Origin of the sequence: Rhodoplanes elegans, assembly GCF_016653355.1 — a bacterium.
In the GTDB taxonomy this organism is placed as follows: Bacteria; Pseudomonadota; Alphaproteobacteria; order Rhizobiales; family Xanthobacteraceae; genus Rhodoplanes; species Rhodoplanes elegans.
The window spans coordinates 10,316-26,844 of the sequence record NZ_NHSK01000116.1; the positions used below are offsets into that span (position 1 = coordinate 10,316).

At 63.1% G+C, this 16,529-nt stretch carries 11 protein-coding genes; 6 read left to right on the forward strand and 5 right to left on the reverse strand.

What is annotated here, in order from left to right:
* Positions 1–131 precede the first annotated feature (131 nt).
* The 5 genes from CCR97_RS15400 to CCR97_RS15420 are packed head-to-tail and all read right to left on the reverse strand — an operon-like array spanning position 132 to position 7,868.
* A complete protein-coding gene (locus tag CCR97_RS15400) occupies positions 132–3,305 on the reverse strand; it encodes a helicase-related protein (protein ID WP_111355359.1) in 3,174 nt (1,057 codons plus the stop codon).
* On the reverse strand, positions 3,295–5,151 hold the full coding sequence (locus tag CCR97_RS15405; RefSeq protein ID WP_111355368.1) for a phospholipase D family protein: 1,857 nt from the start codon (positions 5,149–5,151) through the stop codon (positions 3,295–3,297). Before CCR97_RS15405 ends, CCR97_RS15400 begins: the two co-directional genes overlap by 11 nt.
* Complete coding sequence (locus CCR97_RS15410) at positions 5,141–6,319, reverse strand: DUF6361 family protein (protein ID WP_111355358.1); 1,179 nt, start codon at positions 6,317–6,319, stop codon at positions 5,141–5,143. The genes CCR97_RS15405 and CCR97_RS15410 overlap by 11 nt, the downstream gene beginning before the upstream one ends.
* Positions 6,320–6,355: 36 nt before the next feature.
* A complete protein-coding gene (locus CCR97_RS15415) occupies positions 6,356–7,228 on the reverse strand; it encodes a nucleotidyl transferase AbiEii/AbiGii toxin family protein (RefSeq protein ID WP_111355357.1) in 873 nt (290 codons plus the stop codon).
* Positions 7,221–7,868 (reverse strand): type IV toxin-antitoxin system AbiEi family antitoxin domain-containing protein, encoded by a 648-nt coding sequence (locus tag CCR97_RS15420; RefSeq protein WP_111355356.1) that lies wholly within the window; start codon positions 7,866–7,868, stop codon positions 7,221–7,223. The genes CCR97_RS15415 and CCR97_RS15420 overlap by 8 nt, the downstream gene beginning before the upstream one ends.
* A gap of 132 nt (positions 7,869–8,000) precedes the next feature.
* On the opposite strand from CCR97_RS15420, the gene CCR97_RS15425 reads away from it, so the two are divergent.
* The 6 genes from CCR97_RS15425 to CCR97_RS15450 all read left to right on the forward strand — a co-directional run bounded on the left by CCR97_RS15425 (position 8,001) and on the right by CCR97_RS15450 (position 16,506).
* Entirely contained in the window at positions 8,001–9,869 is a 1,869-nt protein-coding gene (locus tag CCR97_RS15425) for a KAP family P-loop NTPase fold protein (protein WP_111355355.1), read from the forward strand.
* A gap of 247 nt (positions 9,870–10,116) precedes the next feature.
* Entirely contained in the window at positions 10,117–10,722 is a 606-nt protein-coding gene (gene qatB, locus CCR97_RS15430) for a Qat anti-phage system associated protein QatB (RefSeq protein WP_244670476.1), read from the forward strand.
* Positions 10,719–11,996 (forward strand): Qat anti-phage system QueC-like protein QatC, encoded by a 1,278-nt coding sequence (gene qatC, locus CCR97_RS15435; RefSeq protein ID WP_111355353.1) that lies wholly within the window; start codon positions 10,719–10,721, stop codon positions 11,994–11,996. Before qatB ends, qatC begins: the two co-directional genes overlap by 4 nt.
* A complete protein-coding gene (gene qatD, locus CCR97_RS15440; RefSeq protein WP_111355352.1) occupies positions 11,993–12,724 on the forward strand; it encodes a Qat anti-phage system TatD family nuclease QatD in 732 nt (243 codons plus the stop codon). Before qatC ends, qatD begins: the two co-directional genes overlap by 4 nt.
* A gap of 190 nt (positions 12,725–12,914) precedes the next feature.
* Positions 12,915–14,699: an ATP-dependent nuclease gene (locus CCR97_RS15445; RefSeq protein WP_111355351.1), complete on the forward strand. Its 1,785-nt coding sequence runs from the start codon at positions 12,915–12,917 to the stop codon at positions 14,697–14,699.
* On the forward strand, positions 14,686–16,506 hold the full coding sequence (locus tag CCR97_RS15450) for an ATP-dependent helicase (protein WP_111355350.1): 1,821 nt from the start codon (positions 14,686–14,688) through the stop codon (positions 16,504–16,506). The genes CCR97_RS15445 and CCR97_RS15450 overlap by 14 nt, the downstream gene beginning before the upstream one ends.
* The last annotated feature ends 23 nt before the right edge of the window (positions 16,507–16,529 follow it).

A 16,529-nucleotide genomic window follows, 5' to 3' on the forward strand; every position in this document is an offset into this window, starting at 1 on the left:
GATCGGAATTGTCGTAGTAGGACTGCGACAACGTTGACTAATGCAAATTTCGTGTCGTCGCCGGTCGTTCCAAGCGCAGTCTGCTAGACGATTGAGCGCGATAGCTGCCTTCCACCGAGCATAGCGTCAAATCACTTGGCGGCGTTTGACGCTGATAAGGATGCGAAATCGAGAGCAACTGGCTCAAGCCTGATTTGTAGATCGGCCAGATCACTGACGCCCATGCCAGAGCCGACCAGAGCCTGAAGGTACTCTAGCAGGTCGTCCTGCCTTGGTTGGCCGAAGGCCAGGCGATAGACAGTGAGACTCCGCTTGAGCCACGCGAGACGTGTTACTTCGCGACTGAATGGCAGTATCGGGACGCGGCGTTCGACCCGCACGGACCCCTCGTAGATCCAATAGGGAATGAGGTCCGTGCCGCTGGCCGCTTCCGATCGTGCTTGTTCGAACATGAGCGCCCAAGGATCATCCGTAACTCGACCGCTACCCTGGATAACCGAAGACTGGCGGTTCGCGAGGTTCAGGCGGACCGCGTGTCCCTTGAAACGATGAACACGCCCCTCGCGCTGTTCGAGGTCGACCGGATTGCCGGGAAGATTCCAGTGGTAGACGCGATAACAATAAGGATGGAAGTCGAGCCCTTCCTGACCAATGGAGGTGGTGGCAAGGACGAAAGGCCGGAAAGGGGAGTTGAAGGCGTCCCTCACGCCACCAAGCCGTGCGACGGTGCCTTCTTCATCGCGGTAGTCCGCGAGGCGCATCGCAAAGCGGCCGCGCATCTGGAACTTGCCAATCGTGATGGCATCGCCGCTCACCTGTGGATCGTCGACATCAATTTGCGATGGCCGGATGGACAAAGCAGTCGCCATCGCGCGTGCAACACCTGCAGCCCGTTCTTCCGGCGTCGAAGCGCTCAAGCCTTCGGCATCGACGAGGTAGTGCGCGTATTCATCGAGCACGGCCTGAAGATTGTTATCCGCGCTGTAGGTAAGAACGCGGTGCCAATACCGGTCCTCAGCGCCGCGCCGAAGCAGGGCGACTGCATCGTGCTGGTTGAAGAGCGCGCGAAAGGCCCAGGCAACTTTGGCAGCCGCGCTGAGCAATCCTGGATCATCCCATGCTAGCTGCGGAGCGATCCGGCGCAAGGCACGCAGCGCGCATACGGCCGGACTGCCGAGCGCGATGTCCACAAGCAGATCACACAGACCGTCCGACACCGTACTGAAGGCGCGTTTCTCGGCCGTGCTGGACAGTTCAGCGACGTGGTCGAGAAAGCCATCCTCACTGGCCAAGGCTCTCAGGCCTTCGGGGGCCGAGAGCCAGGTATTGGCACGCGAACCAGCGAGGGCGTCGATCATCGTAGGCGCGGCCCATTCGGCGAGATCGGCTCCGCCCTCGCTGCCGGCGGCGCGCCGCAACGTGTCGACGGCAGGCCGGAGGCGCTCGGCGAGAGCGTCACGCATCGCTGCCTGCGACAGCACTTGCTCGTGCTCGGCGAAGACAGAAAGCGGGTCGGCGATTTCGGCTAGCGTCGGGGACGGGTAAATCAGCAGGAGTGCGCGAAGACCCGCCAATCGGCCCTGGTCTTGCCGAAACTGCAAAGGACGGAGGCGATGCTGCTCGAAGTAGCGCCGCCCGGACTCGCCGACGCCCATGCGCCGCTCAGCCTCATAGGACAAGAGGGCGGCGATGGCGTCAGGCACCATGGACCAGGAAGAGAAGATGAGCGCTTTGGTTGGGGGCGGTTCCGACCTCTGCGCTCCGTAGTAGGGCATCGCCGCGGGAATCCAGAGACTCTGTTCGAGGCTGGCGCCGAATATGTCATCCATGATCGCCCGCATCCGCCCGTTGGCCGGGTCCAACGCGGCATAGGAGTCCAGCGCCGCGCGATCGAGCATTGCGGGCTGGGCGGCGAGCAGGGCATCGCGGATTGCGGCGGAGGGAGCGTCCATCTGCGCCTCAAGGAGGCGCTTCAGGCTGTAATGGCGCATGAAGTTGAGAAGATAGGGCGCCGACTTCCAATACTCGACGATTTCCGGCGCATCGAGGGCGCGTGCTACATTGGCAACAGCGGCGGCTTGCGCGAGGTCGGCCGGCGCCACGGAAACGGTGATGGAAGGCTCACCCATCATGGAGTCGCGTTCCGTGGTGCTGGCGACGCGCTCCGTGCGCGCCATCACCCGGCGCAAGCGTTGCTCAATCGTCTGTCGGGCCGCGACCGCGGCCGCGTGCGACGCGGGCAAGCCGTGCAGGAATCCCCGGAAGGCGCGCATCTCGTTCGCCAAAGTAGCAGCGACTTGCGGTCCCCTGTCGCGGCCATATAGGAAGCTTAAGGTCTCGAGGAAATCTTCATAGTGATCGCCTTCGTCGGCTTCGTCGCCGTTGAGGGTCAGCATGCGGTAGGGCGTGGCGGACAGGAGCAGCGTTCGCGCGGCATGGCCGTCGCTGCCGGTGTAGTCGAACAGCTCCCGGGCTAGAATCGCGGCATCGCTGTCGCCGTGCAGGAGATCTCGGAAGCGCTGGAACTCATCCATGATGATCAGGTCGGGCTGAAGCGCATCGACGCAAGCATGCGAGAGTTTTGCACGAAGCCTCGCAACGAGGCTGTTGCGCGGCTGCGTCATGTCCGCGGGATAGACCTCCCGACGCCGCGGGAACATCTCGCAGACCCGCTCCAGCTCCTGAAACAGTTCGTCGTCAGTCTGTACCTCACGGCGAAAGCGCTCGATGATGCGGGTGTCGACGCCTTTCAGATCGAGGCTGTCGACGGCGCGATTCCAGCCGTCAGCGCCGGCGGTGACCTGCAACAGGTTGTGAAGCCCGCGAGGGTGCGAGACGAGATCGTGCAACAGGTGCTCCAATAACGCTCGTTCCTGCGTGACGCCGGTGGCTGAACGGAGATCGAAAGTCGTGCCTGGCGTTAGGCTGATGAAGTTGACCTTGTTGGCGTCGAGTCCTTCCTGGTCGCGCAGCTGTAGCGGGATGAGCGTCATTCGGGTCGGCAACGCCAATTCGCGGCGGCCGAGGACATTCAGCCGGTTGAGATTCTGGGCGGCGATCGCCTGGTTGGAGCAGATATAGAGGATATCGATCCGTGCCGTCGTATCCCACAGGCGCTCTATCATTCGGGCGATGACGCCGCGGGCGACCATCGTCTTGCCGAGCCCGACCTCGTCGGCGACGAGGAACTGCCGCACGGGATCATCCGAGCCATAGAGCCGCTCGAAAACGTAGTCGACGGTGCGGCGCTGAAAGACTTTCAGCGGCGCCAGGGCCGGCGCGGCGCGGAAGCGTTCACCCGCCACGAGCGGACTCCCATGCTTCGAGGGAAATCCGGAACGTCTCCCACAAGGCCCGAAATTCAGGGGGAACGGGATCTGTCTCACCGGCCTCGGTAGCCTCCAACCGGGTGATCAGCCGTTCGATCGCACGCAGCTGGTCGCCACCCCGACAAAAGGCGCGCACCATCTCTTCGAGAAGCGGGGCATCGTCATCACCCATCCGCCATGCGCCAGTGCCGGAGCCGTTCTGCGCGGCGAGGGCGGCAGCGAACGGATCGCCGAGCTCGGAGAGCAGAAGCCGGAGATACCGGAAGAAGGCGTCCTTGCTATCGATGACCCAGCGCAGGATGGCGGCGTGCCGTTCCGACGGCAGACCCTCAAGGAGGAGTCCGGTGCTGAAAAGGAGAGAGAGGTCGCTATCCTGATCGCTCACATGACAGGCGAGAAACCGTATCAGATCGAGAAGCGGCATCGCGCCAAGATCGACCGGCTGACCGAGCCGCAATCCTTCGAGCGCGTCATGAGCGTGACCTTCGCCGCGCGTGATGGGCCAGATGCGCAAAGCCCTGACGCCCGTCAGAGAGAGTGCTGCAGGCGGTGTGAGCCACATGCGCCAGAGCGTCTGGCCACCGTCCACCGATAGCTCACGCTCGCAGCGAAGTTTCAAGCCGCATCGACAAAGTTCACGCCGCGCGGCATCGAGCCGCGCTTCTGCGGCGCGCCGAGCCACATCTATGGCTGCGAGCTCATCGAGCACGAACGGGCGGGTGAGCCGGCCGAATCCTTTCTCGCCCAAGATCTCTTCGACGCTGCCGACACGCGAACGCTTGCCGGTCAAGGTAGCAAAGATCTCTACGTTGCTGCCTGACAGGAAGGCGGGTTGCGTGGCGTTGCCAGAACCGACTGTGATTGCCGTGTCCCACCCTCGCTCCGCGATGTACGCCTTGGCATGCAGACCTTGCAGGGCCGTTGGCTCCATTTCCTCGCCGTCTTCCGTGGCCGCCATCTCGTCCAGGACGGCCACGCGGCTGAACCGGTCGAGTGTCGTGGCGGGCATGAGGGCGAGCTCGTCCGAGCGGCCAATGAGGATAGGCCGGTTGGCGCCAGCCAAATCCGCGAGCATGGAGAGCGCTTTGTCGTCGCAGAAGGGCGAGATCACGCCGAGCCGAACGCAGGGGTCTGGGCGCCATGGCTTGCCGCCCAAGCCGTTCACCGCGAACGAAATGTCCTCGAAGGGATCGGGCAGGCTCCAATCGGTGCGTCGTACGTCTTCGGCAAACTCTTCTGCGAGCGCGCGGGCGCCATCCGGCAAGCCTGCCGTCGCCAGATCGGGGAGGCGGCGCATGAATTCGACCAGGGGCCGATTGAGAGCCTGCGGGCGCTTAGCGACCACCCCATCGAGCGTCAAGGCGATGTCCCAAGAGCGATCGCGTGTGAGATTGCGTGACAGCACGAGCAGGCGCAGGCGGACGGGTTCATCGGCGCGTACAGGCTTGAAGCGCAGCGCCCACATCTTGGGATGAAAGGCCCCGTTGTTGGGCGCCGCGACCTCCACGATGATCCGTTCGAGCAGAGAGCAGAGGCGGGAGTGCGGGCGCGCATGCGCCTGGATGTGTCCAGCGTCGGTGAAGACGAGCAGGCGGCCGGCGATCCGCTCGGCGCCTTCGAGCAATGCCAACGGATGGGTCAGAATGTCGTCGCGGTTCTCCGCGGCGAACAGCGCGAGGCTGACCGGCACGGCGAGCGCCGTTTCGAAGTCGAGAGAGAAAGTCGTGGCGATCGCCGCGTCGAAGACATAGCCGGCTGGTGGCTGAAGATTGGCGCCATAGAGCGTTCGCTGTTCGGGATCGAGACTGCGCCTATTCAGCATGGGCCAGGTCTCTGAGATGTGATTTCGCCTGGCTCCAGCGGAAGCCGAGGCGGGCGACGCCCGAGGCCCCCGACCAACGATCGCGCACGGCATGATTGGTGAAGCGTGATTGAGTGGTTTTCAGGCGCCGCTCCCGCTCTTCCACGAGCTGCCGCCCCGCGGGAGCCGAAGCGATCTGTCCTGCGCCATCGGCGACAAGCTCGAGCCACTGCATGACGAAGCGTTTGGCTGCAGGCCGGATGCTATGGGCAGGATGCTCGACAGCGTTCCAGAAATCATCGAGCGACCAGCCGCTCAGGGCCGGCCGATCAAGCTCGGCCGTCCAGCTCGCGATACGCTTGCGGTAGTCCGCGGCCCAATCGTCCCGCCCGCGTAATTCGCTGAGGGCGAGATTGTAGAGGAGCGTGGCACCGTGCATGACTTCGGAGAAGATTTCGCCGTGACGGATGAGCCGGCGCGCCGGCGCCGGAAACGCTGCGAAATGCGGATGCGTCCAGATGTAGTCACACTCCGCATCGATACCCTCGCGCGCCAAGAACGTCAGGAGCGTCGCGGGCTGGCTGGCGATCAGGCGGTCGATGATGAACTGCGCCTCATCGATCGTCAGGGCAAAGGCGGTCTGGTCGAGCAGATCCTTGGGCGCTGCCGGCAAGCTCCGAGTCCAGATGGCTCGCGCTGCCGGACTCGCTGCGGTGTCCTCGCCATCTGATGGTCGCTGCCATCGCTTGAACCCACGCAGCGAGACGAACAGGCTGTCGGTTGAACCGGGAAAGAGCCGGATGCCCCAGGCGCCGAGACCTGCCCAGTACACTGAACTGGGCAGGCGCTGCAGACGGGGACCGGCGTCGCGCCCGATGATCCCGTTTGTCTCCCCGCCACGCTTCAGCGCGTCGGCGAGCCGGATTTCGAGCGCGCGGGCCTCGGCTCGCAGCTGGTTTTCCGGAACATCGCGACCTTCCAGCATGCGGAACACCCAGGGGATGAAGAGCATGTAGCGCAGACGGGTCTGAATCGTGCTCGTTCCGGGAAAGAGGTGATCTGCGATTGAATCGCGGATGGCGCCCAGGCCCAGCTCGTCGCGGCTTTCGCGCTCCTGGAAGAGCGCCATGATGCGCTGTGCGCGCTGGCGCTCGGCCTCGTCGAAATCAATCCAGGCGAGCGATGACATGCGTTCGTCCGTTTAGCGTTCTCGGGGCAGGGGCCGTCATGGCAGGGCCTGACGGCTGGCGATCGCCGCGGCGTCCATGAGAAAAGGCGCGAGATCGTCTACGACCACGGCAAGCTGTCGCGGAGCGTGGTCGATATCGGCAATGAAGGCTGCCCATTGCCGCTGCTTCAGCGGATCTTCCGCAAAATCCGCTGTGAGCGCGTCTGGCCGATCAGTCGGAAGCGCGGTCTGCCGGCGCGCGAATGTCGCCGCAACGGCCCGCGCCAGCCGGTCCGGCGCGAAGGCAAATGTCTTGGTCAGGATCCAGATGTCATAGAAGTCTTTCATCCGGCTGTTGGCGCGGCCGAGCGCGACCATGGCCTGGAATTTCTCGGCGATGACCGTCTCGGGGGCGTAAGCGCGCAGCCTCGGCGCCGGGAGGTCGAGCAGCACGGGATAGTTGATCGTCTCAAGGCCTGGCTCCACGGAATCGCCGAAGCCGATATCGACGACAACTGCAATGCGCGCGCCGGAGAGCGACGCCGCGCCGCGCAGACGGATGCCGCCATACTCCAACTCCTCGCGGATGAGCCCGACCTGCAGCGCGTCGATGTCAAAAGCGACGCCATCGTCTTCGGCGATCGCCAGCACTTCGCGAAAAATGCCGAGAATGCGCTGCTCGCTGGCATCGCCAAATCCCAACAGATCGAGATCGCGCGTGCCGCGGGCTGTCTCCGGCAGCCAGGTGGTAAGCAGCATAGCGCCCTTCAGGACAAAGCGGTCCGCATGCGGCGAGCGGCTGAGCCGATAGAGCAGGCGCTCGTGAACGAAGCGCGTCAGCAGGACGTCGAACGGCTGATTGGTCTGCCGCGCGAGATTGAGCAGGCGCGCCCGCACGGATGCAGCGATGTCCGTTGGCGGCTTAGCCATCTGCGGTGAACGCTTCGAGGTAGGGGCGAAGCGTGTTCCAGACGCCGCTGCGCATCGCGCATGCTGAGATTTCAGATGGAGTGGCTTTGCGCTGGCGCAGCGCCTCCTTCAGCGCGGGAACGGCGACGTCGATCCCAACGGAACGGCGGTGGCGGAAAGCGTCGGCGATCGTCTTCGCCACGCCGAAAATCGGGACCGAGACACCTTCGACGTCATGCGTCTCCACGCCGTCGCGGAGAAACTTGTCGGCGAAGCGGACAATGCGCAGCGGCGGATAGTCGATCTGGGGCTTCCAGTCCTTCGGACCGATGGCGATCCAAACCCGTCGCGGCATCTGGTCGGTGATACCGTGGAAAGCGAGGGCCGAGACGAGGCAGACGACGCCCTTGGGCACGCGCTTGGCGGCCTCGGCGAGGCTGTGATTTCCTTCGGGGGCGGCGTCCGCGAGCTGATAGAGTCCGCGGCCAAGTCTGGTGACGAAGCCCTCTCGCTCCAGCCGGGAGACGGTGGCCGCTGTGATGCCGGCACGGCGGATTTCAGCCAGGCGGGCAATGCCGCGCTCACGTAGGAATGCAGCGAGCTGTTCCCGCTGGGGGCGGGGCTCTGCTGATACAGTTCCTCGGGTCACTTGAGCTTTCATCCGAGGAAATGTATCATGCCCTCGGCGTGTTGCCAAAGGGGGCTATTCGCTTCATCCGCAGGGGACCTTTCCAACCGGCTGTCTGCGGCCGGGAGGCGATCATGTCGACCAATATATAAGGGCGCCAGCGCAATGTGGCCCGACAATGAGACTGAACGAGACTTCCTGAACTTTTCCGGCGTGTCGGACACGGTCGCCGAAATCGTTGTGCAGGCGCGCGGCCGACCGATCTCGATCGGCGTTTCCGGCGCTTGGGGCATCGGCAAATCGTCGATGATCAAGTTGATCCAGGCGTCTCTAGCCAAACGTCCCCGGCAAGAAGGAGAGCGCGAGTTTGTTTTCGTCGAGTTCAACGCATGGCTCTATCAGGGCTACGACGATGCACGTGCCGCCCTGATGGACGTGATCGCGACCAAGCTCGAGGCAGAAGCAAAGGCACGCGAAAAGGGCCTCGACAAGGCAAAGGCGCTCCTGAAGCGCGTCAACTGGCTGCGAGCGGCGAAATTGGTCGCGGGCTCGGCCGTCGCGATGTCGTTTGGGCTCCCGCCAACGGGCCTGATCGGCGAAATCTGGGGCCTCGGCCAGCGTGCGCTCACCAGCGGCGTCGATGGCAAGCTGTTGGATGAGGCAAAAGGGAAAGCCGGCGAGGTCGCAGAAGCTGCGGGCGGGCTCCTCAAGCCCAAGGAGGAGACTTCGCCGCCCAAGGAAATCCAGGCGCTTCGCGACACGTTCGAAGAGACCTTGGATGAGCTGGGTGTGACCTTGGTGGTGCTGATCGACGATCTCGACCGGTGCCTGCCCGAGACCACGATCTCCACATTGGAAGCGATTCGGCTGTTCCTCTTCCTGAAGAACACGGCCTTCGTGATCGCCGCCGACAACGACATGATCAAGCATGCAGTGCGCCGGCATTTCGAAGGCGTGCCGGACGACCTCCTCGTCACCAACTATTTCGACAAGCTGATCCAGGTGCCGATCCGTGTGCCGCCGCTCGGCACTCAGGAGGTCCGCGCCTATATGATGCTGCTGTTCGTAGAGAACAGCGAGCTGGATGTCGAACCCCAGGAGAAGATCCGAGCCGGAGTTTGCGCACAACTGCGCCAGACCTGGCAGGGTAAACGTGTGGACCGGGCCTTCGTCCAATCGCTGCACGCGCCGCTGCCTGCCGAGCTTATAGGCAAATTCGATACGGCGGATCGCCTTGCGCCTCTGATGACGACCGCGTCCGGGATCGCAGGCAACCCCCGGCTCATTAAGCGGTTTCTCAACGCGCTCGCCATCCGGATGACGATCTCGAACGCCCAAGGGGTCGGTGTCGACGAGGCGGTGCTCGCCAAGCTGTTGCTCTTCGAACGGCTGGGCAATCCCAAGGCTTATGCCGAGCTGATCGCCAAGGTGAGCGCCAGCGACAACGGCAAGCCAACGTTTCTGGCCGATTGGGAAGAATGTGCGGTTGCGGGACGGGATTTGGAAGCGCCGGCGCCGTGGGACGAGCCTTTTGTGAAGGAATGGCTGACCTTGCCGCCCGCGCTGGCCGATACCGACTTGCGTGGCGCGCTCTATGTCAGCCGAGAGCACGCACCACTCATCACACCAGAGGACCGGCTCTCTTCCGAAGCGGCGGAGCTTCTGGCCGCTTTGCTCCAGCATCCGGACATGGCGGCGACGTTGAAGCCCCGCTTACTGCGAGTGCCGCGGGCCGAGACGACGGTGATGATGGACCGGCTTCTCGACAAGGCTCGTCAAGAGCAGGAGTGGGGTGTCCCGCCGATCCTGGAAGCGTGTCTGGTACTCGCCGAAGCCGATCCTCCGCAAGGCGCACGGTTGGCGGCATTCCTGGGCGAGCGACCGGCAGCACAAATACGGCCGAACATCGTTCCGAAGATCGGCGACCAGCCCTGGTCGCAGAGCGTGTTCGACGTCTGGGACCGTGGGCAGGTGTCCCGGCCGGTGAAGGCCGCCATCAAGAGGCAGAGAGAGAATGGGAACGTCGCAGTCTAGCGGGGGCCCCGGTGGCGGCGTCCCGATGGTGCCCTCCTGGACTCCGGATCCGCCTGCCGCCGATCCGCCTGCGGCAGCGCCTCCGGCGGACGGTGATGAGGGCGCGCCTGGCGACGCAGACGGAAGTGCGCCCACTGCGCCAACGCCACCGCCGGCCCCGCGCGTCGTTCCGATTGCGCCGCCCGCCCGGTTCGCAGGCACGCGCCGCAGCATCGGTGACTTTGCCCGTACCGGTGACGAGCGCGATATGCGCCGCAGTCTCGGTCACTATGTGCGGACCGGATACGGCGGCTCAAGCGTCACGACGCAGCGGTTCGGCAGTACAGCCGCGACGGCGGGCGCTTTGGGCGGCGCGTTGGCCGGTGTGGCATCAGGCCAACCGGCGGCGCCCGGCAGCCCGCTCGATCCGGCGTTGCTGGCGGGGCGCTCGGTGAACGAGGTCATGGATGCGGTTGTCGAGGCGGTCCGCCCGGTGGACGGAACGCAAGACGCGGAAGCTGAGCGGGCCGCGATCCGCGATGCCTTGTCCGAGTTGCTGACACGCTTCCCTGAAGCCGACCTCTTAAACCTCGATCTCGACCAGCGTGGATTCGCCATCGAGCGGTTCACGGCCATCGATGTGTTTCGCCGGTTCGAGCTGGATGTGGGAAAGGCGATTGTCGAAAAAGCCCCGAGCGCGGCGGCGGCCCTCGCACGATTGAAGCAGGTGCGTGACTACGTCAAACAAACCGTGGCGGCATCGTTTCGCAAGTTGCGTGAGGCAGGCCGCACGTTGACCGCAGGGCGGATCGGCCAGGTCGTGCGGGATGCGCTTAAAGACACCTTCGACGTGTTCGAAGGATACGCGGAATGAGACTCGTCTGCGGCCCGGACATGGGTGCATTTTCGCAGGCGGACGATGCCTTGCGTGTCGTTCTATACGGCCAGGCAGGATCGGCGGAGCGTGGGAGCGCCGGCGACGCGGTGAAATCAGAAATCCAGCGGCGCCACCTCGTGCCGGCTGCCAGAGCTTGGGACCTGCTGTCGATCGCACTCTCAGTGGTGACCGCGGATTTTGCGGGTTTGCGGGACCATAGCCCAGACGGCTGGACACGAGAATTCGAGATCGACATCGCGGTTGCGGACCCCGCTTTCTGGACCAGCCAAGCGACGGCACTTTCGGAAGCACTTGGCTTCTTGACCACCGACCGCTGGATGCTGCGGTTTCAGGAGAGCGGGCTGCTGCCAGCGCCGCCGCGCAATCCTGTCTATCCCGCCGAAGACTGTGTTGCGCTCCTATCCGGCGGGCTCGATAGCCTCATTGGCGCAATCGATTTGGTTGCTGCCGGCCGAAAGCCGTTCGTGGTGAGCCAGACCGTCCGCGGCGACGCCGACAAGCAGGTTGATTTCGCGAGCCGCATTGGCGGCGGACTCAATCATCTTCAGCTCAATCACAATGCTCATTCACCAGGTATCCAGGAATCATCGCAACGGGCTCGGTCACTGGTTTTCATCGCATTCGGTGTGGCAGCGGCGACCAGCTTGCAGCGGCACCATCAAGGACACTCAGTGCCGCTCTATGTGTGCGAAAATGGCTTTATTGCTATCAACCCGCCGCTGACGGGCGGGCGTCTCGGGAGCTTGAGCACTCGGACAGCACATCCGGAATACCTGACCCGTTTGCAGCATATCCTTGATGCGGCAGACCTACGCATCCGTATCGAAAATCCTTACGCCGCAAAGACAAAAGGGGAGATGCTCCGGGGCTGCGCAGATCAGGATCTGCTCAAGGCCGAAGCAGTTCGTTCGACGAGCTGCGGCAGATTCCAGCGCTTCAACTATCATCAATGTGGTCGGTGTGTACCCTGCCAAGTCCGGCGAGCCGCTTTCATGGTCTGGGGCGGCGTACCGGACACGACCGGCTACGTCTATGAGGCGCTCGGGAAAAACGACGACGATCACGCCGGTTTCGATGATGTGCGGTCCGTTGCCATGGCGCTCGCGGCCGCCGCCGCCGATGGCCTCGATGCTTGGCTGGGGAATTCGCTCGGTTCGCCTATGATTTCAGATCGTGCAGCGCTTCGGGCAATGGTGGAGCGCGGCTTGGCTGAACTGGCATGTTTGCACCAGGCATGCGCCGTCACATGATCGATTTTCACTGCCATCTTGATCTCTACCCGGATCCTCACGCGGTCGTACGGGAGTGCGTGGCGCGCGGCGTCTACGTCTTGTCTGTGACCACGACTCCGTCGGCATGGGCCGGCACCGCGGCGCTGGCACACGATGCGCCGCGGATTCGAACGGCGCTTGGTCTCCACCCGCAGATTGTCCATGAGCGCAAAGCCGAATTGCCGTTGTTTGAGCGGCTGCTTCCAGAAGTTCGCTATGTCGGGGAGACGGGTCTCGATGGCGGCCCCGAATACAAGCGCCATTGGCATGATCAAGTCTCGGCGTTCACACGCATCCTGGAGCTTTGTGAGAAGGCCGGAGGACGGGTTCTCACAGTTCACAGCCGCCGAGCCGCGCGCGCAGTCCTGGACACGCTCGCGGCGCATCCTGGCGCCGGTCTTCCGATCCTGCATTGGTTCTCCGGAACACCACGGGAGCTGAAGCAGGCCGTAGACCTCGGCTGCTGGTTCAGTATCGGCCCCGCCATGCTTGCTGGTGACAAGGGGCGAGCGTTGGCGGCCAGAATGCCACGAGATCGCGTCCTCACGGAGACAGACGGTCCGTTCGCGCAGCTCGACGGACGCGCGGCGTTGCCGTGGGATGCGGAGCAGGCAATCATATCGTTGGCGGAAGTGTGGGATCAACCAGTCTCGGAGGTAAGAGCTCGGATCAGCGACAACCTTCGGCATCTCGCGGAGGCGACATGAGGTCTGACGCGAAGGCTGCCCCAGTGCATTCGCTTTGTCCGCCGCGGCATGCAGCTTTGCGCTGTGTCGATCTGGCGGCCACTCGCCATCTGACGACTGGTCTGCCTCAATGCGTTCCCGTTCTCGATCATGTCCTAGCGGCGCTGAATGAGCAAACTGGGATCCCCGAAATCAAATCGGGGGTCTCAAGATGAGAATCTCTCGCATAAGAATAATCAACTTCGCCAACTTTTCAGATCTCGACGTGCAGACAGGCGACAGTATCGTCGTCGTTGGCGAAAACAAAGTCGGCAAGAGCAACTTCATCCGAGCGCTTCAACTGATCTTGGACCCAGGTCTGTCTGAGCGAGACCGCCAGCTCGGCCTTGAAAATTTCTGGGATGGCCTCGGCGAGGACAAAATCGGTGAGACGATCGAAGTCGCGATCGAGCTGACCGACTTCACCGACGATCCACGATTGATGGCCCATCTGAACGACTGTGTGGTGGATCCCGGGCCGCCGATGGTGGCGCGCCTGACATATCGCTTCCAGCCAAAGGCCAATCTCGGCCGCGATCCTGAAACTCTCACGGACTATGAGTATATCGTCTTTGGCGGGGACGATCCCGAAATGGCGATCGGCGCTTCCTTACGGCGCATGTTGCCGCTGGACGTCCAGATAGCATTGCGTGATGCCGAGAAGGACCTGTCGAGCTGGCGAAACTCGCCGCTCAGGCCGCTGATCGAACAGTTGGCGACATCGTTAGATGAAGACGCGCGCGAGGAGATCCAGGAGCAGGTAAACGAGGCCCAAACCGAGCTCGCCGGCCACGCTGAGGTGGTTGCGACCGCGGAGCGGATCAGCGAGCGCTTAGTTGCAATTGCCGGCGAACAGCATGCGGTCCCAGTGACTCTTGGTCTCGCTCCGACTCGGGTAGACGCGCTACTACGCAGTCTGCGACTGCTGATCGACAGTGGTACGCGAGGTATCGCAGAAGCAAGCCTAGGAACCGCCAATCTAATCTTCCTGGCATTGAAGAGCCTTGAGCTGGACCGGCTTGTGACCGACGGCGAGCGTGACCACACGTTTTTCGTGGTCGAAGAGCCTGAAGCGCATCTTCACCCGCATGTGCAGCGGCTCGTCTATCGCTACTTTCTCGGGAGCGTCGATGATGGCGAGGAGGTCACGTCGCCCCTCACGACGATCCTGACCACGCATTCGCCGCACATTGCGAGCGTTACGCCGATCCGCTCGATCGTTCTTCTTCGTTATGACGCAGAACAGGAGGCGACGGCGGCGGTCTCGACCGCGACCGCTCCGCTCACAGAGCGCGACGAGGCGGACCTCCAGCGCTACATTGATGTGACCCGGGGCGAAATCTTCTTTGCCCGCGGTGTGATTTTGGTCGAAGGCGATGCCGAGCGGTTCCTTGTTCCGGCTTTTGCGGAGGCCCTCGAAATCCCGCTCGACACGCTGGGCATCACTGTTTGCTCGGTCAGCGGCACGAATTTCACGCCCTACGTGAAGCTTCTCGGACCACAGGGGCTAAACATCCCGCATGTCATTCTGACCGACCGCGACCCGATCGGCGACGGCCATCCACGCGTGAGACGCCGGCTGATAAATCTGCTGGAGTTGCTGGAGGAAGGCGTGAACTACCGACGCCTCGACGCGGATGCGGTGATCGCCCGAGCAGAGCCCTTCGGCTACTTTGTCAACGGCAATACACTTGAGCCCGAGCTGTTTACCGGAGGGCTGGCTGAGGAAATGAAGACCATTATCGAGGAGGAACTGCCGATCGGCGACGACACGCGCGAGGCATTGCAGGAATGGGTGGACGATCCTAACACGCTCGATGAGGACCGTTTGATCGTGCTCATCGAACGGGTAGGCAAGGGCCGCTTCGCCCAGGCGCTCGCCCCGCATGTTTCCGACGACACATGCCCGGACTACATCCGTCAGGCGCTGGAGCGCATCCGCGATGCCGTTACGTAGCATCAGCGCGGCTTATCTAGCTCAGGCAGGCGAACTCGCTGGCAATCCGGGTCAGCAGGCGGCCTATGACTCGACGGGCCACTGCATCGTGCTGGCGGGCCCCGGCAGCGGCAAAACCAAAACGTTGGTGCTCAAGCTCGCCCGGATCATGGCCGAGGATGTGCGTGCACCACGTGGAGCCGCCTGTATCACTTATAGTCAAGAATGTGCGCGCGAGCTCACGAGGCGGCTCGAGCGGTTGGGCTTGCGTGAAGCGCCCAATCTCTTCATTGGCACCGTCCACGGCTTCTGTCTTAGACATCTTCTCATGCCTTATGGCCGGCTTGCTGATCTGCGGGTGCCGCTTCCTCTCACGGTGGCCACTCAGCGACAGAGCGACCAACTGCTGAAGAGAGTTGGCGATCGGCTCTTCGGGGTAGGGCATCCCAACAAGCCGATAGATCTAGGGCGGCATCGTCGGTCGGTTCTCGATCGCGGGAGCGTCGCCTGGCGCGAAGAAGAGGAACTCGCGGCGTGGGCTGAAGGCTATGAGACGGAACTGCGTCGGGCGGGGTTGGTCGACTTCGACGATCTCGTGATCTTCGGGCAGCGGCTGGTGTCGGAGCATGACTGGGTGTTGCCGCTGCTTCAAGCAAAGTTTCCAGTCTTAGCAGTCGATGAGTACCAGGATCTGGGCGTTGCGCTGCACCGTATCGTGAAGCGCGTGGCATTCGATGGCGGCATCCGCCTGTTCGCCGTCGGCGATCCGGATCAGTCGATCTATGGATTCACCGGCGCGGACGGAGCGTTACTGCAGGAGCTGGCCGAGCGAGATGACGTCGAGCGTGTCCAGCTTCAGCTAAACTACCGATCGGCGTCACGTATTGTGAGCGCTTCGGAGATGGCGCTCGGTGAAGCGCGCGGTTATCAGTCCCATGATCTCGACCGCCAGGCGGTGATTGCGTTCGTCGAGTGTGATGATGGCCTCGCGGGGCAAGCGGCTCATGCGGTCGCGGAAATCATCCCTGCGGCGCTCGCCGCCAAGCCGGGCCGGTCGCTCGGTGACATCGCGATCCTCTATCGGGACTTTCGCGCCGGCGACATTGTGGCCGAAGCCGCGACTGCAGCGGGGTTGGACTTCGTTCGAGTCGACAACGCCGCCCCTTACCGCAAGGTCGCGCTTACGAGCTGGATCGAGGACTGCGCAGGTTGGTGCGCAGGAGGCTGGCGTGAAGCGCGGCCGCAATTGCGGGGGTTACTTGATCGGTGGCTCGGCTTTCACCGAGCGCGCATTTCCGACGAGCAGGCGCGGGTTGAGGCGCAGCGCTTGACCCAGCTTCTCTGGTCGCTCCGGACCGACGACGGTCTTGCGCGCGACTTCGTTGCGGCGCTGAAAGCGGGAATGCTCGACGCGCTGATGGCGGCGGAGCAGAGCCTCTCAGATCAGCGAGAACAAGTAGGAAGGATGGTCGCGGCTCTCGCCATTGGCGGCTCACTCGCTGATCTTGATCTAGCGAGTCTCGGTGGACGCGACGGATCGCCGCTCCATCTAAATCTGCTGACTCTGCACTCTGCGAAGGGGTGCGAATATGACGTTGTTATCATGGTGGGGCTCGACCTTGGCAGCCTACCTTGGCGCAATGAGTTGCCCGCGGCCCGACGCGAGAGTCGACGGCTATTCTACGTAGGCCTTACACGGGCGCGCGACGAAATTCACATGCTATATTCTGGATTTGTGGATACGCCGCGCGGGCGGATGCATTGGGGGCGTTCCCCCTTTTTGGACGAACTTGAAGAGCGCATGCAGGAGGCGGAGGGCGATGAGTAAATGCTGTCATTCCGCGAAGCCCA